This window comes from Burkholderia arboris (assembly GCF_902499125.1).
Taxonomy (GTDB): domain Bacteria; phylum Pseudomonadota; class Gammaproteobacteria; order Burkholderiales; family Burkholderiaceae; genus Burkholderia; species Burkholderia arboris.
On sequence record NZ_CABVPX010000026.1, the window covers coordinates 83,638 to 109,555 of the forward strand.

26 protein-coding genes are annotated in these 25,918 nt (G+C 64.4%); 18 read left to right on the forward strand and 8 right to left on the reverse strand.

The features are described from left to right. The first annotated feature begins 26 nt into the window (after window positions 1-26). From nuoG to BLA15945_RS27330, 15 genes are all read left to right on the forward strand, one after another. Window positions 27-2,357: an NADH-quinone oxidoreductase subunit NuoG gene (nuoG, locus tag BLA15945_RS27260; protein ID WP_174993822.1), complete on the forward strand. Its 2,331-nt coding sequence runs from the start codon at window positions 27-29 to the stop codon at window positions 2,355-2,357. Next, window positions 2,358-3,425, forward strand: a complete 1,068-nt coding sequence (gene nuoH, locus BLA15945_RS27265; protein WP_059233605.1) for an NADH-quinone oxidoreductase subunit NuoH — start codon at window positions 2,358-2,360, stop codon at window positions 3,423-3,425. It abuts the gene before it with no gap. 10 nt (window positions 3,426-3,435) lie between these two features. Next, entirely contained in the window at window positions 3,436-3,924 is a 489-nt protein-coding gene (gene nuoI / locus BLA15945_RS27270) for an NADH-quinone oxidoreductase subunit NuoI (RefSeq protein WP_014896508.1), read from the forward strand. A 112-nt stretch (window positions 3,925-4,036) separates the two neighbouring features. Next, window positions 4,037-4,687, forward strand: coding sequence for an NADH-quinone oxidoreductase subunit J (locus BLA15945_RS27275; protein ID WP_059233606.1), 651 nt, complete (start codon window positions 4,037-4,039; stop codon window positions 4,685-4,687). An 18-nt stretch (window positions 4,688-4,705) separates the two neighbouring features. After that, window positions 4,706-5,011, forward strand: coding sequence for an NADH-quinone oxidoreductase subunit NuoK (gene nuoK / locus BLA15945_RS27280; RefSeq protein ID WP_059233607.1), 306 nt, complete (start codon window positions 4,706-4,708; stop codon window positions 5,009-5,011). A 17-nt stretch (window positions 5,012-5,028) separates the two neighbouring features. After that, on the forward strand, window positions 5,029-7,083 hold the full coding sequence (nuoL, locus tag BLA15945_RS27285; protein ID WP_011352693.1) for an NADH-quinone oxidoreductase subunit L: 2,055 nt from the start codon (window positions 5,029-5,031) through the stop codon (window positions 7,081-7,083). A 15-nt stretch (window positions 7,084-7,098) separates the two neighbouring features. Then, on the forward strand, window positions 7,099-8,589 hold the full coding sequence (locus BLA15945_RS27290; RefSeq protein ID WP_059233608.1) for an NADH-quinone oxidoreductase subunit M: 1,491 nt from the start codon (window positions 7,099-7,101) through the stop codon (window positions 8,587-8,589). A gap of 36 nt (window positions 8,590-8,625) precedes the next feature. Beyond that, window positions 8,626-10,080, forward strand: coding sequence for an NADH-quinone oxidoreductase subunit NuoN (nuoN, locus tag BLA15945_RS27295; RefSeq protein ID WP_174993833.1), 1,455 nt, complete (start codon window positions 8,626-8,628; stop codon window positions 10,078-10,080). Continuing rightward, a complete protein-coding gene (locus tag BLA15945_RS27300) occupies window positions 10,080-10,376 on the forward strand; it encodes a DUF2818 family protein (RefSeq protein WP_174993823.1) in 297 nt (98 codons plus the stop codon). Before nuoN ends, BLA15945_RS27300 begins: the two co-directional genes overlap by 1 nt. Window positions 10,377-10,697: 321 nt before the next feature. Continuing rightward, on the forward strand, window positions 10,698-11,288 hold the full coding sequence (locus BLA15945_RS27305) for an NUDIX domain-containing protein (RefSeq protein ID WP_174993824.1): 591 nt from the start codon (window positions 10,698-10,700) through the stop codon (window positions 11,286-11,288). A 136-nt stretch (window positions 11,289-11,424) separates the two neighbouring features. Beyond that, a complete protein-coding gene (locus tag BLA15945_RS27310) occupies window positions 11,425-11,847 on the forward strand; it encodes a DUF1178 family protein (protein WP_059233611.1) in 423 nt (140 codons plus the stop codon). Between the two features lie 104 nt (window positions 11,848-11,951). After that, the gene (locus BLA15945_RS27315) at window positions 11,952-13,148 is read left to right on the forward strand and encodes an acyl-CoA dehydrogenase family protein (RefSeq protein WP_174993825.1); all 1,197 of its coding nucleotides are present in this window, start codon (window positions 11,952-11,954) and stop codon (window positions 13,146-13,148) included. A 19-nt stretch (window positions 13,149-13,167) separates the two neighbouring features. Beyond that, window positions 13,168-14,301, forward strand: coding sequence for an acyl-CoA dehydrogenase family protein (locus BLA15945_RS27320; protein WP_174993826.1), 1,134 nt, complete (start codon window positions 13,168-13,170; stop codon window positions 14,299-14,301). A gap of 38 nt (window positions 14,302-14,339) precedes the next feature. Continuing rightward, on the forward strand, window positions 14,340-14,801 hold the full coding sequence (locus BLA15945_RS27325; protein ID WP_059236673.1) for a MaoC family dehydratase: 462 nt from the start codon (window positions 14,340-14,342) through the stop codon (window positions 14,799-14,801). After that, window positions 14,798-15,274, forward strand: a complete 477-nt coding sequence (locus BLA15945_RS27330) for a MaoC family dehydratase (protein ID WP_059233614.1) — start codon at window positions 14,798-14,800, stop codon at window positions 15,272-15,274. Before BLA15945_RS27325 ends, BLA15945_RS27330 begins: the two co-directional genes overlap by 4 nt. A gap of 47 nt (window positions 15,275-15,321) precedes the next feature. On the opposite strand, the gene BLA15945_RS27335 is transcribed toward BLA15945_RS27330, so the two are convergent. Further along, a complete protein-coding gene (locus tag BLA15945_RS27335) occupies window positions 15,322-16,014 on the reverse strand; it encodes a glutathione binding-like protein (RefSeq protein WP_174993827.1) in 693 nt (230 codons plus the stop codon). Between the two features lie 208 nt (window positions 16,015-16,222). Then, window positions 16,223-17,014, reverse strand: coding sequence for an oxepin-CoA hydrolase, alternative type (locus BLA15945_RS27340; protein ID WP_059233615.1), 792 nt, complete (start codon window positions 17,012-17,014; stop codon window positions 16,223-16,225). A 202-nt stretch (window positions 17,015-17,216) separates the two neighbouring features. Here BLA15945_RS27340 and BLA15945_RS27345 point away from each other — a divergent pair, with 202 nt between their 5' ends. Further along, the gene (locus BLA15945_RS27345; RefSeq protein WP_174993828.1) at window positions 17,217-17,873 is read left to right on the forward strand and encodes a glutathione S-transferase family protein; all 657 of its coding nucleotides are present in this window, start codon (window positions 17,217-17,219) and stop codon (window positions 17,871-17,873) included. Window positions 17,874-17,915: 42 nt separating this feature from the next. Here BLA15945_RS27345 and BLA15945_RS27350 read toward each other — a convergent pair whose 3' ends face one another. Together BLA15945_RS27350 and BLA15945_RS27355 are read right to left on the reverse strand one after the other, a co-directional pair. Then, window positions 17,916-19,088: a pyridoxal phosphate-dependent aminotransferase gene (locus BLA15945_RS27350; RefSeq protein ID WP_174993829.1), complete on the reverse strand. Its 1,173-nt coding sequence runs from the start codon at window positions 19,086-19,088 to the stop codon at window positions 17,916-17,918. 28 nt (window positions 19,089-19,116) lie between these two features. Beyond that, window positions 19,117-19,596, reverse strand: a complete 480-nt coding sequence (locus tag BLA15945_RS27355; protein ID WP_059233618.1) for a putative toxin-antitoxin system toxin component, PIN family — start codon at window positions 19,594-19,596, stop codon at window positions 19,117-19,119. 57 nt (window positions 19,597-19,653) lie between these two features. Here BLA15945_RS27355 and yaaA point away from each other — a divergent pair, with 57 nt between their 5' ends. After that, complete coding sequence (gene yaaA / locus BLA15945_RS27360; protein WP_059233619.1) at window positions 19,654-20,436, forward strand: peroxide stress protein YaaA; 783 nt, start codon at window positions 19,654-19,656, stop codon at window positions 20,434-20,436. An 88-nt stretch (window positions 20,437-20,524) separates the two neighbouring features. Further along, complete coding sequence (locus BLA15945_RS27365) at window positions 20,525-21,679, forward strand: M14 family metallopeptidase (RefSeq protein WP_174993830.1); 1,155 nt, start codon at window positions 20,525-20,527, stop codon at window positions 21,677-21,679. Window positions 21,680-21,767: 88 nt separating this feature from the next. Here BLA15945_RS27365 and BLA15945_RS27370 read toward each other — a convergent pair whose 3' ends face one another. The 4 genes from BLA15945_RS27370 to BLA15945_RS27385 all read right to left on the reverse strand — a co-directional run bounded on the left by BLA15945_RS27370 (window position 21,768) and on the right by BLA15945_RS27385 (window position 25,576). Further along, window positions 21,768-22,418, reverse strand: coding sequence for a BspC domain-containing protein (locus BLA15945_RS27370; RefSeq protein WP_174993831.1), 651 nt, complete (start codon window positions 22,416-22,418; stop codon window positions 21,768-21,770). 142 nt (window positions 22,419-22,560) lie between these two features. Continuing rightward, complete coding sequence (locus BLA15945_RS27375) at window positions 22,561-23,235, reverse strand: energy-coupling factor ABC transporter permease (RefSeq protein WP_059233622.1); 675 nt, start codon at window positions 23,233-23,235, stop codon at window positions 22,561-22,563. A gap of 75 nt (window positions 23,236-23,310) precedes the next feature. Further along, the gene (locus BLA15945_RS27380) at window positions 23,311-24,147 is read right to left on the reverse strand and encodes a response regulator transcription factor (protein WP_059233623.1); all 837 of its coding nucleotides are present in this window, start codon (window positions 24,145-24,147) and stop codon (window positions 23,311-23,313) included. Window positions 24,148-24,358: 211 nt separating this feature from the next. After that, window positions 24,359-25,576, reverse strand: coding sequence for a DUF2863 family protein (locus tag BLA15945_RS27385; protein WP_059233624.1), 1,218 nt, complete (start codon window positions 25,574-25,576; stop codon window positions 24,359-24,361). Window positions 25,577-25,918: the final 342 nt, after the last annotated feature.

The window sequence follows — 25,918 nt, forward strand, 5'->3', positions numbered from 1 at the left end:
AAATAGGTTAAGGACCATTCACCATCATGGTTGAACTTGAAATAGACGGCAAGAAGGTCGAGGTGCCCGAAGGCAGCATGGTGATCCAGGCTGCGCACAAGGCGGATACGTACATTCCTCACTTCTGCTATCACAAGAAACTGTCGGTTGCGGCCAACTGCCGGATGTGTCTCGTCGAAGTCGAGAAGATGCCGAAGGCCGTGCCTGCCTGCGCGACCCCCGTGTCGGCCGGCATGATCGTCCACACGCAGTCCGACAAGGCCGTGAAGGCGCAGCAGTCGGTGATGGAATTCCTCCTCATCAATCACCCGCTCGATTGCCCGATCTGCGATCAGGGCGGCGAATGCCAGCTGCAGGATCTGGCGGTCGGCTACGGCAAGTCGTCGTCGCGCTACTCGGAAGAAAAGCGCGTGGTGTTCCACAAGAACGTGGGCCCGCTGATTTCGATGGAAGAAATGTCGCGTTGCATCCACTGCACGCGCTGCGTCCGCTTCGGCCAGGAAATCGCCGGCGTGATGGAGTTCGGCATGCTGGGCCGCGGCGAGCACTCGGAAATCACGACGTTCGTCGGCAAGACGGTCGATTCCGAAATGTCGGGCAACATGATCGACCTGTGCCCGGTCGGCGCGCTGACCAGCAAGCCGTTCCGCTACAGCGCCCGGACGTGGGAACTGTCGCGCCGCAAGTCGGTGAGCCCGCACGATTCCGTCGGCGCGAACCTCGTCGTGCAGGTGAAGAACAACCGCGTGATGCGCGTGCTGCCGTTCGAGAACGAAGCGATCAACGAATGCTGGATCTCGGACAAGGACCGCTTCTCGTATGAAGGCCTCAACAGCGACGAGCGCCTGACGAAGCCGATGCTGAAGCAGGGCGGCCAGTGGATCGAAACCGACTGGCAGACCGCGCTCGAATACGTCGCGAAGGGCCTGAAGGGCATCGCCGCGGATCACGGCGCGAACGCGCTGGCGATGCTCGCGAGCGCGCACAGCACCGCTGAAGAGCTGTTCCTCGTGAAGCAGCTCGCCAATGAGCTGAAGACGCCGAACGTCGACTTCCGTCTGCGTCAGCAGGATTTCTCGGCGCCGGTCCAGGGCGCACCGTGGCTCGGCATGCCGATCGCCGACCTGTCGAACGTGGACGCCGCGTTCGTCGTCGGTTCGTTCCTGCGTCGCGACCACCCGCTGTTTGCGTCGCGCCTGCGTCAGGCTGCGAAGAACGGCGCGAAGCTGCACTTCTTGCACGCGACCGGTGACGACGCACTGATCCCGACCGCGCAGCGCATCGTCGCTGCACCGTCCGCATGGCTCGACGAACTCGCCGGCATCGCCGCGGCCGTCGCGCAGCTGCGCGGCGTCGCGCTGCCCGACGCACTGGCAGGCGTCACCGCATCGCCGGCCGCGCAGGCTGTCGCGCAGTCGCTGTCGAACGGCGAACGCCGCGCGGTGCTGCTCGGCAACGTCGCGGTCCGCCATCCGGCATTCGCGAAGCTGCATGCCGTCGCCAAGTGGATCGCCGACAACACCGGCGCCACGTTCGGCTTCCTGACGGAAGCGGCGAACACGGTAGGCGCGCACGTCGTCGGCGCACTGCCGGGCGAAGGCGGCCTGAACGCACGCGAAGTGTTCGCGCAGCCGCGCAAGGGCTATGTGCTGCTGAACGTCGAACCGGAATTCGATACCGCCGATCCGGCACAGGCCCTGGCTGCGCTGAACCAGGCGGAAATGGTCGTCGTGATGTCGCCGTTCAAGCACGGCTTCGACTACGCCGACGTGCTGCTGCCGGTTGCGCCGTTCACGGAAACGGCCGGTACGTACGTCAACGCCGAAGGCACCGTGCAGAGCTTCAACGGCGTCGTGCGCCCGCTCGGCGACACGCGTCCGGGCTGGAAGGTGCTGCGCGTGCTCGGCAGCCTGCTGGGCCTGCCGAACTTCGAATACGAGACCTCGGAAGAAGTGCGTCTCGCCGCGCTCGGCGACGCCGGCGTTGCAGGCCGCCTGTCGAACCAGACGTCGGTCGCCCCGGTGCGTGCCGCGGCGAATGCCGCGAACGGCGGCTTCGAGCGCCTGGCCGATGTGCCGATCTATCACGCCGACGCGCTCGTGCGCCGTGCAGGTGCGCTGCACCTGACGACCGCTGCGAAGGCGGCGAATGCCGCAGCCCTGCCGGCCGCGCTGTTCGACAAGCTGGGCTTGAAGGAAGGCGACGCCGTGCGCGTGCGCCAGGGCGAGCGTGCGGTGCAGTTGCCGGCCGTGCGCGACGCGAATCTTGCGGAGACGGTCGTTCGCGTGTCGGCGGCGACGCCTGCCGGCGCAGCGCTCGGCAGCCTGTCCGGTGAACTGGTGGTGGAGAAGGCGTAAATGAGCTTGTTCGATACGATCAACGCGGGCGGGGCCGAGCTTCTCGGCTTCGCATGGCCGACGGTGTGGGCAGTCGTGCGCATCCTCGTCGTCTCCGTCGTCATCCTGCTGTGCGTCGCGTACCTGATTCTGTGGGAGCGCAAGCTGATCGGCTGGATGCACGTGCGTCTCGGCCCGAACCGCGTCGGCCCCGGCGGCCTGCTGCAGCCGATCGCCGACGTGCTGAAGCTGCTGCTGAAGGAAGTCATTCAGCCGAGCGCCGCCAGCCGCTGGCTGTACCTGATTGCGCCGGTGATGACCGTCGTGCCGGCGTTCGCCGTGTGGGCCGTGATCCCGTTCCAGGCCGAAGCGGTCCTCGCGAACGTGAACGCGGGCCTGCTGTACGCGATGGCGATCTCGTCGATCGGCGTGTACGCGGTGATTCTCGCGGGCTGGGCATCGAACTCGAAGTACGCATTCCTCGGCGCGATGCGCGCGGCGGCACAGATGGTGTCGTACGAAATCTCGATGGGCTTCGCGCTGGTGCTGGTGCTGATGACGGCCGGCAGCCTGAACCTGTCGGAAATCGTCGGTTCGCAACAGCACGGCTTCTTCGCGGGCCACGGCGTGAACTTCCTGTCGTGGAACTGGCTGCCGCTGCTGCCGGCGTTCGTCGTGTACTTCATCTCGGGCATCGCCGAAACGAACCGCCACCCGTTCGACGTGGTGGAAGGGGAGTCGGAGATCGTCGCGGGTCACATGATCGATTACTCGGGTATGGCGTTCGCGCTGTTCTTCCTCGCCGAGTACATCAACATGATCGTGATCTCGGCGCTGGCTGCGACGCTGTTCCTCGGCGGCTGGGATGCACCGTTTGAATTCCTGTCGTTCATCCCGGGCATCTTCTGGCTGGTGCTGAAGGTCTTCGCGCTGCTGTCGGTGTTCATCTGGGTCCGCGCGACGTTCCCGCGCTACCGTTACGACCAGATCATGCGTCTGGGCTGGAAGGTGTTCCTCCCCGTCACCGTGATCTGGGTGATCGTGGTCGGCTTCTGGATGATGTCGCCGCTGAACATCTGGGTGAAGTAAGGACGAAATCATGACGGCTATCCAACACTTCTTTAAGACTTTCTTCCTGACCGAGCTGCTGAAAGGACTCGCGCTGACCGGTCGTTATACGTTCAAGCGCAAGGTCACCGTGCAGTTCCCGGAAGAGAAGACCCCGATCTCGCCGCGTTTTCGCGGGCTGCATGCACTGCGCCGCTATGAAAACGGCGAGGAGCGCTGCATCGCGTGCAAGCTGTGCGAGGCCGTGTGCCCCGCCATGGCGATCACGATCGAATCGGAAACGCGCGCGGACAACACGCGCCGCACGACGCGCTACGACATCGACCTGACGAAGTGCATCTTCTGCGGTTTCTGCGAAGAGAGCTGCCCGGTCGATTCGATCGTCGAGACGCAGATTCTCGAGTACCACGGCGAGAAGCGCGGCGACCTGTATTTCACGAAGGAAATGCTGCTCGCGGTGGGCGATCGCTACGAGAAGGACATCGCCGCGGCGAAGGCCGCCGACGCGCCGTATCGTTGATTGTGTTTGCAGTGCCGGCCCGAAGCACGGGCCGAGCCGCCGCGACGGGTGCGGCACGCGAGAGCGTCCCGCAAGCCGCGCCTGACTATGGCCTAACGATGAACCGGTAATCATGGAATTCACGACCGTACTGTTCTACATCTTCGCGCTGCTCCTGGTGGTATCAGGGCTGAAGGTGATCACTTCGCGCAACCCGGTGGCGTCTGCGCTTTTCCTTGTGCTGGCGTTCTTCAACGCCGCCGCGATCTGGATGCTGCTGGAAGCGGAGTTCCTCGCGATCCTGCTGGTGCTGGTCTACGTGGGCGCCGTGATGGTGCTGTTCCTGTTCGTCGTGATGATGCTGGACATCAACATCGACTACCTGCGCCGCGACTTCAAGCGCTTCGTACCGATGGCGACCGTGGTGGGCGCGATCATCGTGATCGAGACCGCGCTGATCCTGTGGCGCGGCTACGGCGACACGCACACGGTGCACGCGATGGCGACGGGCGAGATGGCCAACTGGTCGAACACGCGCCTGATCGGCAAGGTGATCTACACCGACTACATCTTCGCGTTTGAAATCGCCGGCCTCGTGCTGCTGGTCGCGATCATTGCCGCGATCGGGCTGACCGAGCGCAAGGGCAAGGACAGCAAGCGCCAGCGCGTGTCGGATCAGGTCAAGGTGCAACGCAACGACCGCGTGCGCCTCGTGAAGATGGAAGCGGAAAAGCCGCAGCCGGAAGCGGCGCAGAGCGAAGCCGGTTCGGGCACCAACGGCTAAGCGGAGGAAAAGAAAATCATGCTGACTCTTGCTCACTACCTCGTGCTCGGCGCGATCCTGTTTGCGATCGCGATCGTCGGGATCTTCCTGAACCGCCGCAACATCATCATCATCCTGATGTCGATCGAACTGATGCTGCTGGCGGTGAATACCAATTTCGTCGCGTTCTCGCATTACCTCGGCGATGTGCACGGCCAGATCTTCGTGTTCTTCGTGCTGACGGTCGCCGCAGCGGAAGCCGCGATCGGTCTCGCGATTCTGGTGACCCTGTTCCGTAAGCTCGACACGATCAATGTCGAGGATCTCGATCAGCTCAAAGGTTAATTTCAGGCAACGCTGTTATGTCAACGACACTCAATGAAAACCTGCTGCTGGCGATTCCGCTCGCTCCGCTGGCCGGCTCGCTGATTGCGGGGCTGTTCGGGAACGCAGTCGGGCGCAAGGGCGCACACCGGATCACGATCCTCGGCGTAATGATCGCGTTCCTCCTGTCGGCGAAAGTCTTCTTCGACGTGATGGGCGGCGCAAGCTTCAACGCGACCGTCTACGAATGGATGAACGTCGGTTCGCTGAAACTCGAAGTCGGCTTCCTCGTCGATTCGCTGACCGCGATGATGATGGTCGTCGTGACCTTCGTCTCGCTGATGGTGCACGTGTACACGATCGGCTACATGGCGGAAGAAGACGGCTACCAGCGCTTCTTCTCGTACATCTCGCTGTTCACGTTCTCGATGCTGATGCTCGTGATGAGCAACAACTTCCTGCAGCTGTTCTTCGGCTGGGAAGCGGTGGGTCTGGTGTCGTACCTGCTGATCGGCTTCTACTTCACGCGTGAGAGCGCGATCTACGCGAACATGAAGGCGTTCCTCGTGAACCGCGTGGGCGACTTCGGCTTCCTGCTCGGCATCGGCCTGCTGCTCGCGTTCGCCGGCTCGATGAACTACGGCGAAGTGTTCGCGAAGCGCGCGGAACTCGCCAGCCTGCACTTCCCGGGTACCGACTGGGGCCTGCTGACGGTTGCCTGTATCTGCCTGTTCATCGGCGCGATGGGCAAGTCGGCGCAGTTCCCGCTGCACGTGTGGCTGCCGGACTCGATGGAAGGCCCGACCCCGATCTCGGCGCTGATTCACGCGGCGACGATGGTGACGGCCGGTATCTTCATGGTGTCGCGCATGTCGCCGCTGTTCGAGCTGTCGGACACCGCGCTGTCGTTCATCACGGTGATCGGCGCGATCACGGCGCTCTTCATGGGCTTCCTCGGCATCGTCCAGAACGACATCAAGCGCGTGGTCGCGTACTCGACGCTGTCGCAGCTCGGCTACATGACCGTCGCGCTCGGCGTGTCCGCTTACCCGGTCGCCGTGTTCCACCTGATGACGCACGCGTTCTTCAAGGCGCTGCTGTTCCTTGGCGCCGGCTCGGTCATCATGGGCATGCACCACGACCAGGACATGCGCAACATGGGCGGCCTGCGCAAGTACATGCCGATCACGTGGATCACGTCGCTCGTCGGTTCGCTGGCGCTGATCGGTACGCCGTTCTTCTCGGGCTTCTACTCGAAGGACTCGATCATCGACGCGGTGAAGCTGTCGCACCTGCCGGGTTCGGGCTTCGCGTACTTCGCGGTCGTCGCGAGCGTGTTCGTCACGGCGCTGTATTCGTTCCGCATGTACTTCCTGGTGTTCCACGGCGAAGAGCGGTTCCGCAAGCCGAAGCATCCGGAATCGCCGATGGGCATGGCGGCCGCACACGGCCACGACGACCACGGCCATGGCCACGGTCATGACGACCACGCGCACGAGCCGCACGAGACCCCGTGGGTCGTGTGGGTGCCGCTGGTCCTGCTGGCGATCCCGTCGGTGATCATCGGTGCGTTCGCGATCAGCCCGATGCTGTTCGGCGATTTCTTCCAGCACGGCGTCGCGTTCGACAAGGTGATCTTCATCGGCGAAAACCATCCGGCGCTGGCCGAGATGGCCGAAGAGTTCCACGGCTGGGTGGGCATGGGCCTGCACTCGGTGTCGGGCTTGCCGGTCTGGCTCGCGCTCGCCGGTGTCGTCGTCGCCTGGTTCCTGTACCTGAAGCGTCCGGAACTGCCGGCGTCGATCCGCCGCGCGTTCGGCCCGATCTACACGCTGCTGGACAACAAGTACTACATGGACAAGATCAACGAAGTGGTGTTCGCCCGTGGTTCGGTGGCGATCGGCCGCGGCCTGTGGAAGGAAGGCGACGTCGTCGTGATCGACGGCCTCGTCAACGGCAGCGCCCGGTTCATCGGCTGGTTCGCCGGCGTGATCCGCTTCCTCCAATCCGGTTACATCTATCACTACGCGTTCGCCATGATCATCGGCATGCTGGGGCTCCTGACCCTGTTTGTAACGCTCGGCGGCAAATAAGGCGGGGGACAACTAATGCACGCTTTTCCGATTCTCAGTACCGCGATCTGGCTGCCGATCGTTTTCGGCCTCCTCGTGCTTGCGGTGGGTAACGACAAAAATCCGGGGACGGCCCGCTGGGTCGCGCTGATCGGCTCGCTGCTCGGTCTTGCGGTCACGATCCCGCTGATCACGGGCTTCGACTCGAGCACGGCTGCGCTGCAGTTCGTCGAGAAGTCGACCTGGATCGAACGTTTCGACATCGCGTATCACCTCGGCGTCGACGGCATCTCGATGTGGTTCGTCGTGCTGACCGCGCTGATCACGGTGATCGTCGTGATCGCCGCGTGGGAGGTGATCACCGAGAACGTCGCGCAATACCTCGCGGCCTTCCTGATCCTGTCCGGGATCATGATCGGCGTGTTCTCGTCGGCCGACGGCCTGCTGTTCTACGTGTTCTTCGAAGCGACCCTGATCCCGATGTACATCATCATCGGCGTGTGGGGTGGCCCGAACCGCGTGTATGCGGCGTTCAAGTTCTTCCTGTACACGCTGGCCGGCTCGCTGCTGATGCTGGTCGCGCTGATCTACCTGTACACGGAAACGCACTCGTTCGACCTCGCGACGTGGCAGAACGCGAAGATCGCGATGACGCCGCAGATCCTGCTGTTCATCGCATTCTTCCTCGCCTTCGCGGTGAAGGTGCCGATGTGGCCGGTGCACACGTGGTTGCCGGACGCGCACGTGGAAGCGCCGACGGGCGGCTCGGTCGTGCTGGCCGCGATCATGCTGAAGCTCGGCGCGTACGGTTTCCTGCGCTTCTCGCTGCCGATCACGCCTGACGCGAGCCACTTCCTGGCACCGGTCGTGATCACGCTGTCGCTGATCGCGGTGATCTACATCGGCCTCGTCGCGATGGTGCAGTCCGACATGAAGAAGCTGGTCGCGTATTCGTCGATCGCGCACATGGGCTTCGTCACGCTGGGTTTCTTCATCTTCAACCAGCTCGGCGTCGAAGGCGCGATCATCCAGATGATCTCGCACGGCTTCGTGTCGGGCGCGATGTTCCTCTGCATCGGCGTGCTGTACGACCGCGTGCACTCGCGCCAGATCGCCGATTACGGTGGCGTCGTCAACGTGATGCCGAAGTTCGCGGCGTTCGCGATGCTGTTCTCGATGGCCAACTGCGGCCTTCCGGGTACCTCGGGTTTCGTCGGCGAGTTCATGGTGATTCTCGCGGCCGTCCAGTACAACTTCTGGATCGCCTTCGGCGCGGCGTTCACGCTGATCCTCGGCGCGGCTTACACGTTGTGGATGTACAAGCGCGTGTACTTCGGCGCGGTGGCGAACGATCACGTTGCCAAGCTGAAGGACATCGGCCGTCGCGAATTCCTGATGCTGGCCGTGCTTGCCGCGTTCACGATGCTGATGGGCCTGTATCCGAAGCCTTTCACCGACGTGATGCACGTTTCCGTGGAAAACCTCCTCTCCCACGTCGCGCAGTCGAAGCTGCCGCTGGCCCAGTAATCGCGAGCGGAGGAACTCAAGATCATGAACGCTCCTATGAATGTCCTGTTGCCTGACGCGCTGGTGATGGCCGCCATCGTCGTCGCATGGCTGAACGATACCTTTACCGGTGCTTCCGGCCGCCGCCTGACCTATCTGATCGCGGTCGTTTCGTCGGTCGTCGCCGGCGTGTGGTTCTCGGTGCAGGCGCTCGACCCGCATCAGTACTACTTCTTCTCGAAGATGATCGTCGTCGACTCGTTCGCGAGCACGATGAAGGCGGTCGTGTCGTTCGGCTTCGCGGTCTCGCTCGTCTACTCGCGCAAGTACCTCGAAGATCGCGACATGTTCCGCGGCGACGTGTTCCTGCTCGGCATGTTCTCGCTGCTCGGTCAGCTGGTCATGGTGTCGGGCAACAACTTCCTGACGCTGTACCTCGGTCTCGAACTGATGTCGCTGTCGCTGTACGCGGTCATCGCGCTGCGCCAGGACGCCGCGCAGTCGAGCGAAGCAGCGATGAAGTACTACGTGCTGGGCGCGCTCGCGTCGGGCTTCGTGCTGTACGGCATCTCGATGCTCTACGGCGCGACCGGCTCGCTCGAGCTGGGCGAGGTGTACAAGGCAGTCGGCGGCAATACCGACGCAGCCGTGCTGATGTTCGGCGTGATCTTCATCGTCGCCGGTATCGCGTTCAAGCTCGGCGCCGTGCCGTTCCACATGTGGGTGCCGGACGTCTACCAGGGCGCACCGACCGCGATGACGCTGTTCGTCGGCGGCGGTCCGAAGGTTGCCGCGTTCGCGTGGGGCCTGCGCTTCCTGGTGATGGGCCTGCTGCCGCTCGCACAGAACTGGCAGACCGCGCTCGTGATCCTCGCTGCGCTGTCGCTGATCGTCGGTAACATCACCGGTATCGTCCAGCGCAACATCAAGCGGATGCTCGCGTACTCGGCGATCTCGAACATGGGCTTCGTGCTGCTCGGCCTGCTCGCGGGCATCGTGAAGGGCGACGCGTCGGCACCGGCGAACGCCTACAGCTCGGCGATGTTCTACGCGATCGTCTACCTGATCACGACGCTCGGCTCGTTCGGCGTGGTGATGCTGCTCGCACGCCGCGATTTCGAAGCGGAAACGATCGACGACTTCAAGGGCCTCAACAAGCGCAGCCCGGTGTTCGCGTTCGTGATGATGGTCATGATGTTCTCGCTGGCCGGCATCCCGCCGACCGTCGGCTTCTACGCGAAGCTGGCCGTGCTCGAGGCTACCGTCAACGCGGGCCTGACGTGGCTGGCCGTGCTGGCCGTGATCACGTCGCTGTTCGGCGCGTTCTACTACCTGCGCATCGTGAAGCTGATGTACTTCGATGCGCCGCAGGATGCGACGCCGATCTCGGGTGACTTCTGCAAGCGCACGATTCTCGTGCTGAACGGCCTGGCGGTCGTCGTGCTCGGCCTGATCCCGAGCCCGCTGCTGACGGCCTGCCTGCAGGCAATCCGTAACACGTTGCCGCTGTAATGTCGGCAGCCGGCTGGTTTATCGTGCTGTTGGCGCTCGTGTGCGCCAACCTGCCGTTCGTGAACCAACGCCTCTTCGCCGTCGTGCCGTTCGGCGCGGCGAAGAAGAGCGCGTGGGTGCGGATCGGCGAGCTGATCGTGCTGTACTTCATCGTCGGTGCGCTCGGCTTCTGGCTCGAGTCGCGCGCCGGCAACCGCTTCGAACAGGGCTGGCAGTTTTACGCGATCACGTTCAGTCTCTTCATCGTGTTCGCGTTCCCCGGCTTCACGTTCCAGTATCTCGTCAAACGACGCTGACAAGGGCCTGTTCGCGCTAATAACGAGCTTGCGAATGCGCCTTGCCGGCTGCAATGCAAGGAGTGGTGAGCGCCGTTTGGCCGCGCCAAACAAGCGACGATCGACGCCGCAGGGCGGCCGGCAAGGCGCGTTCCCCTGATTGGGAAAAATCATTCGCGGGGCTGGCCGCCAGAAGGGCCGATCGCGGCGTCATGCTCCTTGCGAATACGTCGAGTATCCGCTTCGTCGCAATCCTTGCGCTCGGCCCTTCTGGCGGCCAGCGCAAGCTCGTTATTAGCGCGGACAGGCCCTTGGCCGTCGCGCTCAATTTTGGAGCCGCCGATGGCCGAACTACCCAATCACGACGCCGCATTGACCGAAACCTGCCTCGAGAGCGAGGCGATTTTCGAAGGCGCGTTCCTCAAGCTCAAGCGCGATACCGTCCGTCTGCCGGACGGCAAGAAGGCCGTGCGCGAATACGTCCAGCACCCGGGCGCGGTGATGGTGATCCCGCTGTTCGACGACGGCCGCGTGCTGATGGAAAGCCAGTTTCGCTATCCGATCGGCAAGGTGATGGCCGAATTCCCGGCCGGCAAGCTCGATCCGAACGAAGGCGCACTCGCATGCGCGGTGCGCGAACTGCGCGAGGAAACGGGTTACACGGCACGCGAGTACGTGTTTTTGGCCCGCATTCACCCGATCATTTCCTACTCGACCGAATTCATCGACCTGTACCTTGCGCGCGGGCTGACGGCCGGCGAGCGCAAGCTCGACGAGGGCGAATTCCTCGAAACCTTCACCGCGACGCTGGCCGACCTGCAGGAATGGGTGCGCACGGGCCAGATCTCGGACGTGAAGACGATCATCGGCACGATGTGGCTCGACAAGGTGCTGTCCGGCACGTGGCCGCTCGGGCCGATCCAGACGCCCTGAGCGTCGCGTCAGCGGCGGGTGGGGCGCGGCGTTACAATCCCTCGATGCGGCGCGTTCGCGTCGCACGATCTGGATTTAGCACGATCGTTCACAAAACCGCATTTTGCGCTACACTCGTCACACGCCCTGATTCAACATGAAGGTCCTCGATTTACAGTGCCCGCACGGTCATCGGTTCGAAGGCTGGTTCGCTTCCGCCGATGAATTCGAAGCGCAGTTGTCCCGCAAGCTGGTCGAATGTCCGGTGTGCGGGACGACCGAGGTCAACCGTCTGCCGTCGGCGCCGCGCCTGAACCTGTCGGGCGCGTCGCAGGCCCAGCCGGCCGATCCGCGTGCGCTGCAGGCGCAGGTGATGCGCGCACTGCGCGAGGTGCTGGAGAAGACCGAGAACGTGGGCGAGCGCTTCGCCGAGGAAGCGCGGCGCATCCATTACAACGAGGCGCCCGCGCGCAGCATTCGTGGCGTCACGACGCCTGAAGATGCGCAATCCCTGGCCGAAGAAGGCATCGACGTGATGCCGCTGCCGATTCCCGCCGCGCTGAAAGAACCGCTGCAATGACGTACGCAGTGGGTCCTTGCCCGGCTGAACGACCGCGGCGAGCGTCTGCATGGGACCGGAGTAACCGCTAAAGCGCGAACTCCGGTCGACAGGAGACACTGCGCATGGATCTGGATTATTCCCCCGCCGACGACGCGTTCCGCGTTGACGTTCGCGCCTGGCTCGAGGCCAACCTGCCTCACGCACTGCGCGCCAAAGTACTCGATCACAAACGACTCGACCGCGAGGATTTCGCGAGCTGGCACCGGATTCTCGGCCAGCGCGGCTGGTCCGCGCCTGCCTGGCCCGTCGAATACGGCGGCCCGGGCTGGAATGCGACGCAGCGGCACATCTGGGACGAGGAGTGCGCACGGATCGGTGCGCCGACCGTGCTGCCGTTCGGCGTATCGATGGTCGCGCCGGTACTGATGAAATACGGCAGCGAAGCGCAGAAGCGCCATTACCTGCCGCGCATTCTCGACGGCTCGGACTGGTGGTGCCAGGGCTACTCGGAGCCGGGTTCCGGCTCCGATCTCGCGTCGCTGCGCACGCGCGCCGAGCGCCACGGCGACCACTACGTCGTCAACGGCCAGAAGACCTGGACCACGCTCGGCCAGTACGCGGACATGATGTTCTGTCTCGTGCGCACCGATCCGGCCGCGAAGAAGCAGGAGGGCATCTCGTTCCTGCTGATCGACATGAAGACGCCCGGCATCACGGTGCGCCCGATCGTCATGCTCGACGAAGACCACGAGGTCAACGAGGTGTTCTTCGAGGACGTGAAGGTGCCGGTCGAGAATCTCGTCGGCGACGAGAACCGCGGCTGGACCTACGCGAAATACCTGCTCGGTCATGAACGCACCGGCATCGCGCGCGTCGGCGCGTCGAAGCGCGAACTCGCGTTCCTGAAGCGCGTGGCGTCGAACCACCGCAAGAACGGCAAGCCGTTGCTCGCCGATCCGGTGTTCGCCGCGAAGGTCGCGGCGCTCGAAGTCGAGCTGATGGCGCTCGAGGTGACGGTGCTGCGCGTCGTCAGTCGCGAGACGAGCGGCAAGGGGCCCGGCCCCGAAGCATCGATGCTGAAGATCAAGGGCACCGAGGTGCAGCAGGCGCTGACCGAACTGATGGTCGAAGCGATCGGCCCGCTCGCTGCACCGTTCGACGTGCCGTTCCTCGACGGCGAGCGCGAGCACAGCATCGCGGGCGACGACGATGCGGCGCCGCTTGCCGCGTACTACTTCAATTACCGGAAGACGTCGATCTACGGCGGCTCGAACGAGATCCAGAAAAACATCATCGCGCAGATGATTCTGGGGCTGTGATCAGGCAACGGAGACAACCATGGATTTCAGCTTTACCGATGAGCAGCAGCAGTTCACGGACGCGCTGCGTCGTTATCTCGGCGAGCAATACGGCTTCGAAGCGCGCCAGGCGATCGTGCGCAGCGACGCGGGCGTATCGGACACGCAGTGGAGCGCCTTCACCGAACTGGGGTTGACCGCGTTGCCCGTGCCCGACGCACAGGGCGGCTTCGGCGGCGGCCCGGTCGACATGCTGGTCGTGATGCAGGAGCTGGGCCGAGCGCTCGTGATCGAGCCGTACTGGGCCACGGCGGTCGGCGTCGAGGCATTGCGCGTTGCCGGCTCCGGCGCAGGCGAGGATGCCGCGCTGCTGGAGGCGGTCGCGCAAGGGCAGAAGCGTGTCGCGGTTGCATTCCACGAACCGCGCGCGCGCTACGACCTGTACGAACTCGACACGCACGCACGCGAGCAGGGCGGCACGTACCGGCTGACCGGTACCAAGTCGGTCGTCCAGCATGGCGCACAGGCGCACGCGTGGATCGTGCCGGCGCGTGTCGACAGCGGCGGCATCGGCCTCTTCGTCGTCGAACGCGACGCAGCGAACGCGAAGGTGGCCGACTACCGGACGATCGACGGCCAGCGTGCCGCGACGCTCGAATTCGACGAAACGCCGGCCCGGCTGCTGTCGGGCGGTGCACGCGACGCGGCGGCGCTCGAGCAGATTGCCGATTACGCGACGTTCCTGCTGTGCGCGGAAGCAGTCGGCGCGCTCGACGAGCTGAATCGCGCGACGGTCGAATACACGAAGACGCGCGAGCAGTTCGGCGTGCCGATCGCGCGTTTCCAGGCGTTGCAGCACCGGATGGTCGACATGCTGATTCACGCCGAGCAGGCGCGTTCGCTGACCTATCTGGCGGCGGTGCGCTACGCGAGCGGCGACGCCGACGCGCGGCGCAAGGCCGTGTCGGCCGCGAAGGCGCGTGTCGGTGCGGCCGCGCGCTTCGTCGGCCAGCAGGCCGTCCAGTTGCACGGCGGCATGGGCGTGACCAACGAGGTCGCCGCCGCGCATTTGTTCAAGCGGCTGACGATCATCGAGACGACGCTCGGCGATACCGATCATCATCTGGCCCGCATCGCGGCGCTGTCCGATTTCGCGCAGGCCGACGCGGCATGACGGCGACGCGCGAGCGCGCCAGACAAGGAGAATTGCAAGTGGGTATCAGTTACGAAGACCTGGTGGTCGGCAGCACCACCGAAGTGGGCAGCTACACGTTCGAGCCCGACGACATCAAGGCGTTCGCGAAACGCTATGACCCGCAGCCGTTCCATCTCGACGAGGAAGCCGGGAAGGCATCGCACTTCGGCGGGCTCGTCGCGAGCGGCTGGCATACGTGCTCGGTGTTCATGAGCCTGCTCATCAAGAAGCTCGGGCCGGATTCGACCAGCATGGGTTCGCCGGGCATCGACTCGATCCGCTGGCTCAAGCCGGTGCGAGCCGGCGACACGATCACGATGTACCAGAAGGTCCACGACAAGCGCGTGTCGGAGAGCAAGCCCGACCGCGGCATCGTGTCGACGGAGTGGGTCGGCGTGAACGAAGCCGGCGAGACGGTGATCAGCGTGCACACGAAGGTGCTCTTCGGGCTGCGCCATCCGGGACGGGCGAACGCATGACCGATGCGACCTTGCCACTGATCGCGTCGGCGCAGGCGCTGCAGGCGCGAGTCGGTGCGGCGCCGCTCGCGAGCAACTGGATCGAGATCGACCAGCCGCGCGTCGACGGCTTTGCCGATGCGACCGGCGATCATCAATGGATTCACGTCGATCCCGAACGCGCGCGGCGCGAGTCGCCATTCGGCGGGCCGATCGCGCACGGGTTCCTGACGCTGTCGCTGATTCCCGCGTTGATGACCGACGCGATGCGCTTCGAGCAGAAGATGGGGGTGAACTACGGGCTGAACCGCGTGCGGTTTCTGAAGCCGGTGCCGGTCGGTGCGCGCGTGCGCGCGCTGTTCGCGGTGAAGGAAACGGCCGAGGCCGCGCGGGGCGGCATACAGGTGACGTGGTCGGTGTCGATCGAGGTCGAGCATCCCGACGCGCCGCGGCCGGTATGCGCGGCGGAGTTCATCACGCTGCACTACTTCTGAAGGGCGGAGCGGCAGGTACGGCTGCCGCTCCGCGCGTCACGCGCGTGTCAGTGCTTCGCGTATTGCGTTGCGCCGAACAGCACCTCGCGTGCCTTGTCGTCCTGCAGCGGCTTGCGCATCGATGCGAGTACCTCGACGCCGCGTTGCACGGCCGGTCGCGCGGCGATCGCGTCGTGCCAGCGCTTCACGTTCGGCAATTCGTCGAGCACGATGCCCTGGTTTTGCCACGAGCGCGTCCACGGGAACGTCGCAATGTCCGCGATCGTGTACGTGTCGTCTGCGAGATATTCGGATTCGCCGAGGCGCTTCTCCATCACGTTGTACAGACGCTTCGCTTCGTTCGTGTAGCGGTTGACCGCGTACTCGATCTTCTCCGGTGCATACAGGCGGAAGTGGTGCGCCTGCCCGAGCATCGGGCCGACACCGCCCATCTGGAACATCAGCCATTCGAGCGTCGCATAGCGCGCGGCCGGATCGGCCGGCAGGAACTTGCCGGTTTTCTCCGCGAGGTAGATCAGGATCGCGCCCGATTCGAACAGCGAGATCGGCCGGCCGCCGGGGCCGTCCGGATCGACGATCGCGGGGATCTTGTTGTTCGGGCTGATCTTCAGGAACTCGGGCTGGAACTGGTCGCCTGCACCGATATCGACCGGATGGGCACGATACGCGAGGCCAGTTTCCTCGAGCATGATGTGCACCTTGTGGCCGTTCGGGGTCGCCCAGCTATAGACGTCGATCATCGTCAACTCCTTGGTGGCATGCGCGAAAACGGCGCCGGCAGCGCCGCGACAGGCGGCCATTAGAGCATGGATCGACGCGGGCTGCTGGCGACCGGAACGAGCGGGCAGACGGGTGCGTGCAGCCGCAGCGGAAGGTCGCTGTCGACGCTGCGCGCCCCATCGTCCGGATGCGGCGGCGTTGCGTCGTTGCGATGGGCGGTGGGGCGGATCAGCGTTTGTAGTGCGGCTGACGCTTCTCGAGAAAGGCGGTGATGCCTTCGAGGCCGTCCGCATGATGCAGCGAGGCGACGAAATGATCGCGCTCGGTGCCGAGGTGCGCATCGAGCGGTTGCGCCGTCGCGTCGTCGAGCAGCGACTTGATGCGCGTGAGCGCATTCGGCGAGATGCCGGCGAGTGCGTCGGCCCAGGCGAGCGCGTCGTTCAGTGCCGTGCCGGGCACGGCGAGCCGGTTGACGACGCCGAGTGCATGCAGGCGTTCGGCCGTGACCGGCTTGCCTTCGAACAGGATCTCGGCTGCCATCGCGCGCGGCAGTGTGCGCGCGAGGAACCACGAACCGCCGCCGTCCGGCGTGAGGCCCACGCGCGCATACGACATCACGAATTTCGCGTCGTGCGCGGCGACGATCAGGTCGCACGCGAGCGCGAGCGAGAAGCCCGCGCCGGCCGCGGCGCCTTCGACGGCCGCGATCACCGGTTTCGTCGATGCGCGGATCGCCGTGACCCATGCGGCGAGCTGGTCGATGCTGTCGGCCTGGTAGGACGGGTCTTTCGAGCGGTTCTCGAGCAGCCGGTTCAGGTTGCCGCCTGCGCAGAAGAAGCGATCGGCCCCGGTCAGTACGACGGCGCGAATCGCCGGATCGCGCTCGGCGGTGGCGAGCGCTTCGATGCCGGCCGCGTACATGTCGGGATGCAGCGCGTTGCGCGCGCCGGGATTGGATAGCGTGAGGACGAGCGTCGATTCGCTCTCGGGCGGACGCGAGGCCAGCAGTTCAGCACTCATGCGAGTGTGTCTCCATCGGATGGCGGGGCTGCGGCGCCGGGTGTGTTGCACGGGCAGGCGGAGCTGCAGCCGCAGCGGATGTAATGTTGTCGTGACGAACGCAAAACTTGCTTTAGACTAGCACGAACGTGCTTTTCAGCGCGATGAATCCCGATGCGGCCGGCACCGTTGCGGCTGCGCTTCAGCAAGGAAGGAGACTCCGATGCTACAGCTGTGCGGTATTCCGTTGTCCAACTACTACAACAAGGTGAAGTTCGTCCTGCTCGAGCACGACATTCCGTTCGAGGAAGCGGTATGCGGTTTGCCGATCAGCGACGCGGCGCAGCTCGCCGATTCGCCGCTCGGCAAGATTCCCTTTCTGAAGACCGAAGAAGGCGCGCTGTTCGAGTCGCAGGTGATCATCGAATACCTGGCGGCGCGCTATCCCGAGAAAGGCATTTTCCCGGCGAGCCCGTTCGCGGCCGCGAAGGTGCGCGAACTGGTCGAGACGCTCGAGCTGTATCTCGAATGGATGGCGCGCGAGGTCTATACCGAAGCGTTTTTCGGCGGCAAGGTCAGCGACGGGATGAAGGCGCACGTCGAGAAGCGCCTGCCGCGTGCGATCGATGCGTTCAAGCAGATGACGCAGTTTTCGCCGTATGTTCTCGGCGGCTCGTTCGGCCTCGCGGACATCGCCGCGTGGGTCCATCTGCCGGTCATCGGGATGGCGACGAAGGCCATATTCGGGCGCGATTTCCTGCTCGACGCCGGCATCGACTGGAAGGCGCATGCGAAGCAGGTTGCCGAGCGTCCGGCCGCGCAGCGCGTGGCCGCCGAGCGCAAGGCGTACATCGAAGCGACGAGCGTCGCGCGTTCGTAAGCGCGGTTTCCGCAGGGCGGCGTGCGGCCGCCCGTGCGGGCCTTACAGGCGGGCGAGTCGTTCGAGCGCGGACGCGAGCGTGCTTTCCTGCTTCGCGAAGCAGAAGCGCACGACGCCCGACTCGTGCGGCTCGTGATAGAACGCCGAGACCGGAATGGCAGCCACGCCGATCTCCGACGTGAGCCACTTCGAGAATTCCGCTTCGGGCAGGTCGCTGATCGCCGAGTAATCGACACACTGGAAGTACGTGCCCGGGCACGGCAGCAGCTTGAAGCGCGAGCGCTCGAGGCCGGCCCGGAAGAAGTCGCGTTTCTTCTGGTAGAAGCCGGCCAGCGACAGGTATGGCGCCGGGTCGCGCAGGTAGTCGGCGAGCCCGATCTGCATCGGCGTGTTCACCGTGAACACGTTGAACTGGTGGACCTTGCGGAATTCCGCGGTCAGCGCGGCAGGCGCCGCGACGTAGCCGACCTTCCAACCCGTCACGTGATAGGTCTTGCCGAAGCTCGACACGATGAAGCTGCGTGCGGCGAGTTCCGGGTAGCGCGCGACACTCTCGTGGCGCGCGCCGTCGTAGACCATGTGCTCGTACACCTCGTCCGACAGGATCAGCACGTTGGTGCCGCGCACGATGTCCTCGAGCTTGCGCATGTCCGCCTCGCGCCACACGGTACCTGTCGGGTTGTGCGGCGTGTTGATCAAAATCATCCGCGTCTTCGGCGTGATCGCGGCCGCGAGACGGTCGAACGGGATCGCGTAGTCGGGTGCTTCCAGCGTGACGAACACGGGCTTGCCGCCCGCGAGTTCGATCGACGGCAGGTAGCTGTCGTAGGTCGGCTCGACGACGACCACTTCATCGCCCGGATGCACCGCGCACAGGATCGCCGTTAGCAGCGCCTGCGTGGCGCCGGCCGTCACCGTGATTTCGGTAGCCGGATCGTAACGCCGGCCGTAGACCTGCGCGATCTTGTCGGCGATCGCATCGCGCAGCGGCGCGACGCCGGCCATCGGCGGATACTGGTTGTGCCCGTTGCGCATCGCGGCCGCGACCGCGTCGACGATGCGCGGGTCGCAATCGAAATCCGGGAAGCCCTGGCCGAGGTTCACCGCCCCTTTTTCGGCGGCAAGCGCGCTCATGACCGAGAAGATCGTCGTGCCGACGTTCGGCAGGCGCGAGGGGAAAACGGGAGTCGTTGGCATGTCTGAAGGAGCGTTCATCGATACGGTCGAAATCGGTTGGTATGCGTCAGGCCGGCGTGGTGTCGAGTGCGCAGGCCTCGGTAAACGGCGCAGGCTGCGCGATCCGGAAGCCGAAGTCGCGTGCGGTGCGCTTCGCGAGCTTCAGCAGCGCGCGGTCTTTCGACACGAGCCACTCGGCCTGCGCGGCACGGGCGAGTTCGAGAAACTTCTGGTCGTCGCGGTCCTTGCACTTCGGCAGCGGCGGCGCGTCTGCGTCGACGGGCGGCGGTTCGACGAGGCTTGCGAGGCGGGCAACGGTCGCGAGGGCGGCCGCCTTGTCGATCGCGCGCGACTGGAATTGCGGATAATCGAGCACGTACTCGAGTTCGGTCAGGCAGCGGCTGTCGATCACGGCAGCCAGCGTACCGCGCTCCAGCGCAGCGCGGATCGGGCGTGTAGCGGGGTCGTCGAATACGAGGATGTCGATCCAGACGTTCGAGTCGAGCACGACGCGGTGTGCGGCATGCGGGGCGAGAGAGCGGGTCATTCGTTACAATCGGTGGTTTTCGTCTGACCGCAAGGCACGGCGTGCCAGCGAGCCTCTATGATAATCGTTCTCTCTCCAGCCAAATCCCTCGACTACGATACGCCCGCGCACGTCCAGTCTTACACGAAGCCTGCATTCGTCGACGACGCGTCGGAGCTGATCGACGGCCTGCGCAAGCTTTCACCGCAGGACATCGCGACGCTGATGGATATTTCCGATCCGCTCGCACGCCTGAATTTCCAGCGCTACGCCGACTGGTCGCGTACCTTTACGCCGGCCAATGCGAAGCAGGCCGTGCTCGCGTTCAACGGCGACGTCTATGAGGGGTTCGACGCAAAAACGCTGTCGTCCACCGATCTCGACTACGCGCAGCAGCACGTGCGCGTGCTGTCGGGCCTGTACGGGCTGCTGCGTCCGCTCGACCTGCTGCAGCCGTACCGGCTCGAGATGGGCACGCGTTTCGCGAACGCGCGCGGCAAGGATCTGTACGCGTTCTGGGGCGACCGCATCACGCGGGCGCTGAACGAGCAGCTCGAGACGCGCAGCGGCGCGGCACGCGTGCTGGTCAACTGCGCGTCGACCGAATACTTCAAGTCGGTCAAGCCGAAGCTGCTGGCCGCGCCGGTCATCACGCCGGTGTTCGAGGACTGGAAGGGCGGCCGCTACAAGATCATCAGCTTCCACGCGAAACGCGCGCGCGGCCTGATGGCGCGTTTCGTCGTCGAGAACCGGATTACCGACCCGAAGGCGCTGAAGGAATTCGCGACGGAAGGCTATGCGTTCGATGCGGCTGCGTCGAACGATTCGACTTACGTATATCGCCGGCGCGTCGGCGAGTGACCCAGCCGGCCGTTCACGAGACGGCCGGCGCATGCATGAGGCCGGGCAGGCGGCACACCGCCCGAACCGGTCGCCCAAGGAGAGACAGATGACCCTTTCGATCACCAGCAATTTCGACGCAGGCGCAATCGACGTCGTGTCGTGCGACAGCCCCGACGCGATCCGCCTGCGCGTGCGCGGCGACAATCGCTCGGAATTCGCGCAATGGTTTTACTACCGCTTGACGGGCGCGCGCGGCGAGCGATGCGTGATGACGTTCGAGAACGCGGCCGAATGCGCGTATCCGTCGGGCTGGCGCAACTACCACGCGGTGGCGAGCTATGATCGGGTCGACTGGTTCCGCGTGCCGACGACGTTCGACGGCAAGACGATGACCATCGACCATACGCCGGAGTTCGACAGCATCTACTACGCGTATTTCGAACCGTATTCGGAGGAGCGTCACGCAGCGTTTCTCGGTGCGGTGCAGCAGTTGCCGCAGGCGAGCGTCGTCGAGCTCGGCCGCACGGTCGAAGGCCGCCCGATGTCGCTGCTGACGCTCGGCACGCCGGAAGCCGATGGTGCGTCGAAGAAGAAGGTGTGGATCATCGCGCGTCAGCATCCGGGCGAGTCGATGGCAGAGTGGTTCGTCGAGGGGCTCGTCAAGCGGCTGGCCGGATGGGGGGGCTGGGCCGGCGATCCGGTCGCGCGCAAGCTCTACGATCACGTGACGTTCTACATCGTTCCGAACATGAACCCGGACGGCAGCGTGCACGGCAACCTGCGCACTAATGCGGCAGGTGCGAACCTGAACCGCGAGTGGATGGCGCCCGATGCCGAGCGCAGCCCCGAAGTGCTGGCCGTGCGCGATGCGATCCATGCGATCGGCTGCGACATGTTCTTCGACATTCACGGCGACGAGGATCTGCCGTACGTGTTCGTCGCCGGTTCGGAGATGTTGCCGAGCTTCACCGAGCAGCAGGGCAAGGAGCAGACCGCATTCATCGACGCGTTCAAGGTCGCGAGCCCCGACTTCCAGACCGAGCATGGCTACGCAGCGAGCAAGTACAAGGAAGATGCGCTCAAGCTCGCGTCGAAGTACATCGGCCATCAGTTCGGTTGCCTGTCGCTGACGCTCGAGATGCCGTTCAAGGACAACGCGAACCTGCCCGACGAGCGCGTCGGCTGGAACGGTGAGCGTAGCGCAGCGCTCGGCGCGGCGATGCTGGCGGCGATCCTGGTGCACGTCGACACGTTCGCGTAAGCGCATCCGTTGGCGCATGAAAAAAAGCCGGGGCATCTCAGGATGCTCCGGCTTTCTTTTTTGCGGCTGTCGTTGCCGCTCCGTCGTATCAGGACTTCTTCGCGGTTTTTTTCTTGACGGCTTTCTTCTGGCCGCTCGACTTCTTCGTGGCGACGGCCTTCTTGCTCGTGCGGCCCGATGCCTTCGCCTTGGCCTTGCCGCGATGCGACTTGCCCTTGAACTTCTTCGACGACGACGAGCGCTCGACGCGCGGCTTCAGCGGCGGAACGGGGTCGTTCCAGCTGAACGCAAGCATTTGCTGGCCGACATAGCCGCAGCGGAATTTCAGCGGCGTCGGATCGCTGCCATCGGTGTGGATGCCGAGCCCGTCGACCGTGACGATGTTGTCGACCTTCACGCGCTGCTTGCCCTGGTCGAACGAGTCGTTCCATGGCGTGATCGTCGCGTTGCCGCTGTCGAATGCGTTCGGTGCGAAGTCGACGCGATCGAATGCCGTCGACGTGCTGGCGATGAAGCTGCCGTGCGCGGCACAATCGGCGGCGAGCGGATCGGCATGCATCTCGTTGACGAATTTGTTGATCAGTTCGGAGCGCTGGTCGAGCAGGTCGGCGAGTGCCGGTGTGGGAAGCGCAAGCGACAGGCCCGCGATACAGGCTGCCAGCTTGCCGAGCGCCCGGAAAATCCGGAGCGAGGCAGGAGAGCTGTCCATCTGGTTATTGGTGAGGAGCGAAGGAGACATCGGGCACGTATAGATGCCCGATGAAGAACAGGAGTTCAATCTTAGCGTAAAAAAGTTGTGCGGCAGTAGATCACGTATTCTGCCGCGCTGCGGAATGCGTCGAAGGGGCGTGCGTCGACGGTGCCCCGATCGGGAGGGAAATTCAGGCGCGCGGGCCGCCGAGGCGATAGCGTCGGACGTCGAAGGTCGTGACCCAGGCGGGGCGATAGACGGCGATGAGTGCCGTTGCCATGCCGGTGAACCACGCTTCGCCGAGTGCGAGCAGCGCGGTGTTCAGCAGATAGCCGGCCGGGATCACGACGGGCACGCCATCCGCGAGCGCGAGCTGAACACCGGCAGCCGCGGCGGCGACTGTGACGATCGCGATGGCCGGCGACAGGAAGCCCTGGCCGGTGATGAATGACGCGAGGTTGTGCGGCAGCCATGCGAGCGCGGCGCGCTGCAGCAACGCCGACACAGCGACAGGCAGTGCGCCGTAGATCAGATAGGTCAGGCCAATGCCTTGCCACGGCGCGTCGAAGATGATCGCGGCAACCGCCGTGACGGCGCCCATTGCGATCAGTGCGAGCGTCCAGTCGAATAGCGTGACGAGCAGCGTTGCGCCAAGCAGATGCATGACGATGCCATCTTCGAGCCACGCATTCGAGGCCCAGAGGACCGCGATCGCGGTGACGAGCGCGAGCCACACGTGCTGGAGCGTGGCGTCTTGCAGGCGTACGAAGGGACGATTCCAGATCGCGAGCGCGAGCAAGGCCACGGCAGCGATCCAGCCACCGATGCCAACCCAGAGCGGAAGCGGTGTGAAAAGAAAACCCATGCGTTCATATTACTCGTTGAGCATCAAAGGTGGGAATCCGCACTTGCCGACCGTCGCAATATCGAGACTGTTTGCCTAGCGTCCGCGCCGGAATCGTGCAGGCGGCTCGGCAGCGAGCGGCAAGTCCTGCGTGCCCGTATTGGCGGCAGGCAACGGATAGGGACGGTCGTTCCGTTGTGTACGCAGCGGAGCCGGGCCGTGTTCGCCGATGGCCGGCTTGCGGGCTCGGCTGCGGTTCGCCAGCAGTACCTCGAGATGGGGCGACAGCCAGCCGTTGTAGATCGCGACCGCGGCGGCGCGGTTTGCGGCGCCAAGCTGCTGGAAGATGCTGGCGAGATGGATCTTCACGGTGCCTTCGCTGATGCCGAGCGTACGGGCGATCATCTTGTTCGTGCTGCCCATGTGAACGAACCGCATGATCTGCGCTTGCCGCGGCGACAGGAGGCCGCTCGGCGGGCGACGGGGAAGCGAGCCGGCGAGCGTCTGGAAATGGGCATCGTGTCGCGCCGCAGCCGCCGAGGGCAACAGGCTGAGCGCGCCTGGCGGAATGTAGTGCCCACCCAGCAGCACGATCTCGAGCGCGCGCACGATCAGGTGTGGCCGCGTGGAATGCGGAATCACGCCCGCGACCCCGTAGTGGAAGAAGCGCTGAATCGCTTCAGGCGACACCTCGTCGACCAGGACGGCGACCGGTGTCGGCGAGCACGCACTGCAGAGCGCCTGAAGCTCGCTGAGCCGGCCCACGTCGAGCCAGTCGATCGCGACGAGGTCGAAACGCTGGGTGCGCAGCAGCCGGCGCGCCTGGAAACTGTCCGGCGCATCGTTGATGCTGGCGTGCCGGTCGATCTGCCGCAACAGGGCCTTCAGTCCGTCACGCCGCTCGGCATCTGAGTTAAGCACCAAGAACCGCATATTCAACCTCCGTAAGGGTGAGTCATTGAGTTGCTGTCGGGTATGTGCTGGCCCCGATAATGACAAAGACCTTACACGATGTCTGCTCGGCTGAAAGGCTTAGGAAATGTTCGAAATTTCGCGCGGCGGTGGATCGGACAAGAAAAAAGCCGCTTCGGCAGGAACCGGAAGCGGCTTCGGGCGGGCAGGCTGTCAGGGCCTGCGGTGCGGATCAGTGGAAGTGCGGTTGGGCGGGCGATGCGTCTTCCGGCATTTCCGCATGGACGATTTCGCCGAGCGGATCCGCGTAGAGCGGCACGCCGCAGTCGTCGCAGTATTCGGGTTCGAAGCGGCCCGCGTGCCGTCGGACGTCGGTTACGCCGCATTCCTTCAGCAGGCTCACGATTTCCTCGAGCGGCCCTTCGATCGGCGCTTCGCCCTCGAGCGTCGCGCTGTCCATCGAGACGTCGCCGTTTTCACGGCCGTAGAGCGGCCACACGACACCGTAGATCACGTCGTTGCTGGCACGCCGCGTGAAGCCGACACGATACTCGTCGATACGGCGTTCGCCGAAGCCGGCGACCACCGCGCGCAGCTCCTGCGGCGCCGCACCAAGTGTGTCGAAAAGATAACGAATGGCGGTTCGAACGGTGTGCGGACGAATGCGCTCGTCCGCATCCCGACAGGCCGAGTAGTACGCGTCCGGAAGCAGGCATTCGAACTCGCAGCCGGGCAGTGCGATCGACAGGTTCGGGCCGCCCTGCGCCGTCCATTGCTCGAGGCACTGGCCGCGCTCGATCCGGCTGCCGTTTTCTTCTTCTTGCCAGCGGAACAGCGACGCACCGGCGGGCGCGGCGACGACTGCGAGCAGGAAGCGCGGGTCGGCCAGGATCGGCGAGGTTTCCGGCAGATCGCCGAAGCTCAGCTTCGGGGTGTGCTGGCTGATCGCCGCATGCGCGAGCTGCTGGGCAAGCCGGTAGGTTTCCACGTGGTGCCGCGGCAACTGGTCGATGCTGTAGAGGAACGGCGCAAGCCCGACCAGGGTGCCGTTCGCAAGCACGTGGGCCTGCAGATGGGTGCGCAGCGCGTCGGCGACGTCGCCCTTGAGCGGACCCGACGGGATCATATAGCGCGTCCAGGCCAGAACCGGAACGGCGACCAGCAGTGCATCGTACGGTTGGCCGTCGTGCTCGATCACCAGCGACTCGCTGTGCGTTTCCGCCATGTCGGCGAGTGCGCCATAGGCATCGGGATGATTCTGCTGAAGATGGTCGAGCGCTGCGTCGAGCGTGGTCTGGTTGCCGTTGCGGACAATCTTGGCGAGCAGCGCATCGAGCTTCGCTTCCCAGAAGCGATCCTCGATGCGGCTGCCCGAGGCGAAGAGCGCAAGCGACAGACCGACTAGTTTGTCGGCATCGGGGGGGAGGCGTTTGGCGATTCGCTGGCGCATATTAAAGACGTATATAGAAGGAGGCGAAGAACCTCACATTCTAGTCCGTTCTTTGCACCATAAGCGGTCTCGTGCCCGGGCAAGGCAGGGCGGCCGAATTTGCAGCGTTCGTAAAAAAGTTGCGTCGAACCCCTTGCGCGATTGTCAGGAGCTGCATAGAATCACGCCTCTTTCGCGCTAACGGAAACGCGGCGCGGGAGGGAAGGGAAGCGGTGCTGTTGAGGTCCGGTAGTAGCGGCCTCGGCGGTACAGGAAGTTGAGCCCCGCAGTCGCAACGATGTAGTAAAAAAGTTGTTGACGAGCTGCGAAACACGGTTCATAATCTCGCTTCTCTGCTGCTGA

Coding starts and splice junctions, on each gene's coding strand:
- nuoG (WP_174993822.1), top strand. CDS start 27: ATGGTTGAACTTGAAATAGACGGCAAGAAGGTCGAGGTGCCCGAAGGC.
- nuoH (WP_059233605.1), top strand. CDS start 2,358: ATGAGCTTGTTCGATACGATCAACGCGGGCGGGGCCGAGCTTCTCGGC.
- nuoI (WP_014896508.1), top strand. CDS start 3,436: ATGACGGCTATCCAACACTTCTTTAAGACTTTCTTCCTGACCGAGCTG.
- BLA15945_RS27275 (WP_059233606.1), top strand. CDS start 4,037: ATGGAATTCACGACCGTACTGTTCTACATCTTCGCGCTGCTCCTGGTG.
- nuoK (WP_059233607.1), top strand. CDS start 4,706: ATGCTGACTCTTGCTCACTACCTCGTGCTCGGCGCGATCCTGTTTGCG.
- nuoL (WP_011352693.1), top strand. CDS start 5,029: ATGTCAACGACACTCAATGAAAACCTGCTGCTGGCGATTCCGCTCGCT.
- BLA15945_RS27290 (WP_059233608.1), top strand. CDS start 7,099: ATGCACGCTTTTCCGATTCTCAGTACCGCGATCTGGCTGCCGATCGTT.
- nuoN (WP_174993833.1), top strand. CDS start 8,626: ATGAATGTCCTGTTGCCTGACGCGCTGGTGATGGCCGCCATCGTCGTC.
- BLA15945_RS27300 (WP_174993823.1), top strand. CDS start 10,080: ATGTCGGCAGCCGGCTGGTTTATCGTGCTGTTGGCGCTCGTGTGCGCC.
- BLA15945_RS27305 (WP_174993824.1), top strand. CDS start 10,698: ATGGCCGAACTACCCAATCACGACGCCGCATTGACCGAAACCTGCCTC.
- BLA15945_RS27310 (WP_059233611.1), top strand. CDS start 11,425: ATGAAGGTCCTCGATTTACAGTGCCCGCACGGTCATCGGTTCGAAGGC.
- BLA15945_RS27315 (WP_174993825.1), top strand. CDS start 11,952: ATGGATCTGGATTATTCCCCCGCCGACGACGCGTTCCGCGTTGACGTT.
- BLA15945_RS27320 (WP_174993826.1), top strand. CDS start 13,168: ATGGATTTCAGCTTTACCGATGAGCAGCAGCAGTTCACGGACGCGCTG.
- BLA15945_RS27330 (WP_059233614.1), top strand. CDS start 14,798: ATGACCGATGCGACCTTGCCACTGATCGCGTCGGCGCAGGCGCTGCAG.
- BLA15945_RS27335 (WP_174993827.1), bottom strand. CDS start 16,014: ATGATCGACGTCTATAGCTGGGCGACCCCGAACGGCCACAAGGTGCAC.
- BLA15945_RS27340 (WP_059233615.1), bottom strand. CDS start 17,014: ATGAGTGCTGAACTGCTGGCCTCGCGTCCGCCCGAGAGCGAATCGACG.
- BLA15945_RS27345 (WP_174993828.1), top strand. CDS start 17,217: ATGCTACAGCTGTGCGGTATTCCGTTGTCCAACTACTACAACAAGGTG.
- BLA15945_RS27350 (WP_174993829.1), bottom strand. CDS start 19,088: ATGAACGCTCCTTCAGACATGCCAACGACTCCCGTTTTCCCCTCGCGC.
- BLA15945_RS27355 (WP_059233618.1), bottom strand. CDS start 19,596: ATGACCCGCTCTCTCGCCCCGCATGCCGCACACCGCGTCGTGCTCGAC.
- yaaA (WP_059233619.1), top strand. CDS start 19,654: ATGATAATCGTTCTCTCTCCAGCCAAATCCCTCGACTACGATACGCCC.
- BLA15945_RS27365 (WP_174993830.1), top strand. CDS start 20,525: ATGACCCTTTCGATCACCAGCAATTTCGACGCAGGCGCAATCGACGTC.
- BLA15945_RS27370 (WP_174993831.1), bottom strand. CDS start 22,418: ATGTCTCCTTCGCTCCTCACCAATAACCAGATGGACAGCTCTCCTGCC.
- BLA15945_RS27375 (WP_059233622.1), bottom strand. CDS start 23,235: ATGGGTTTTCTTTTCACACCGCTTCCGCTCTGGGTTGGCATCGGTGGC.
- BLA15945_RS27380 (WP_059233623.1), bottom strand. CDS start 24,147: ATGCGGTTCTTGGTGCTTAACTCAGATGCCGAGCGGCGTGACGGACTG.
- BLA15945_RS27385 (WP_059233624.1), bottom strand. CDS start 25,576: ATGCGCCAGCGAATCGCCAAACGCCTCCCCCCCGATGCCGACAAACTA.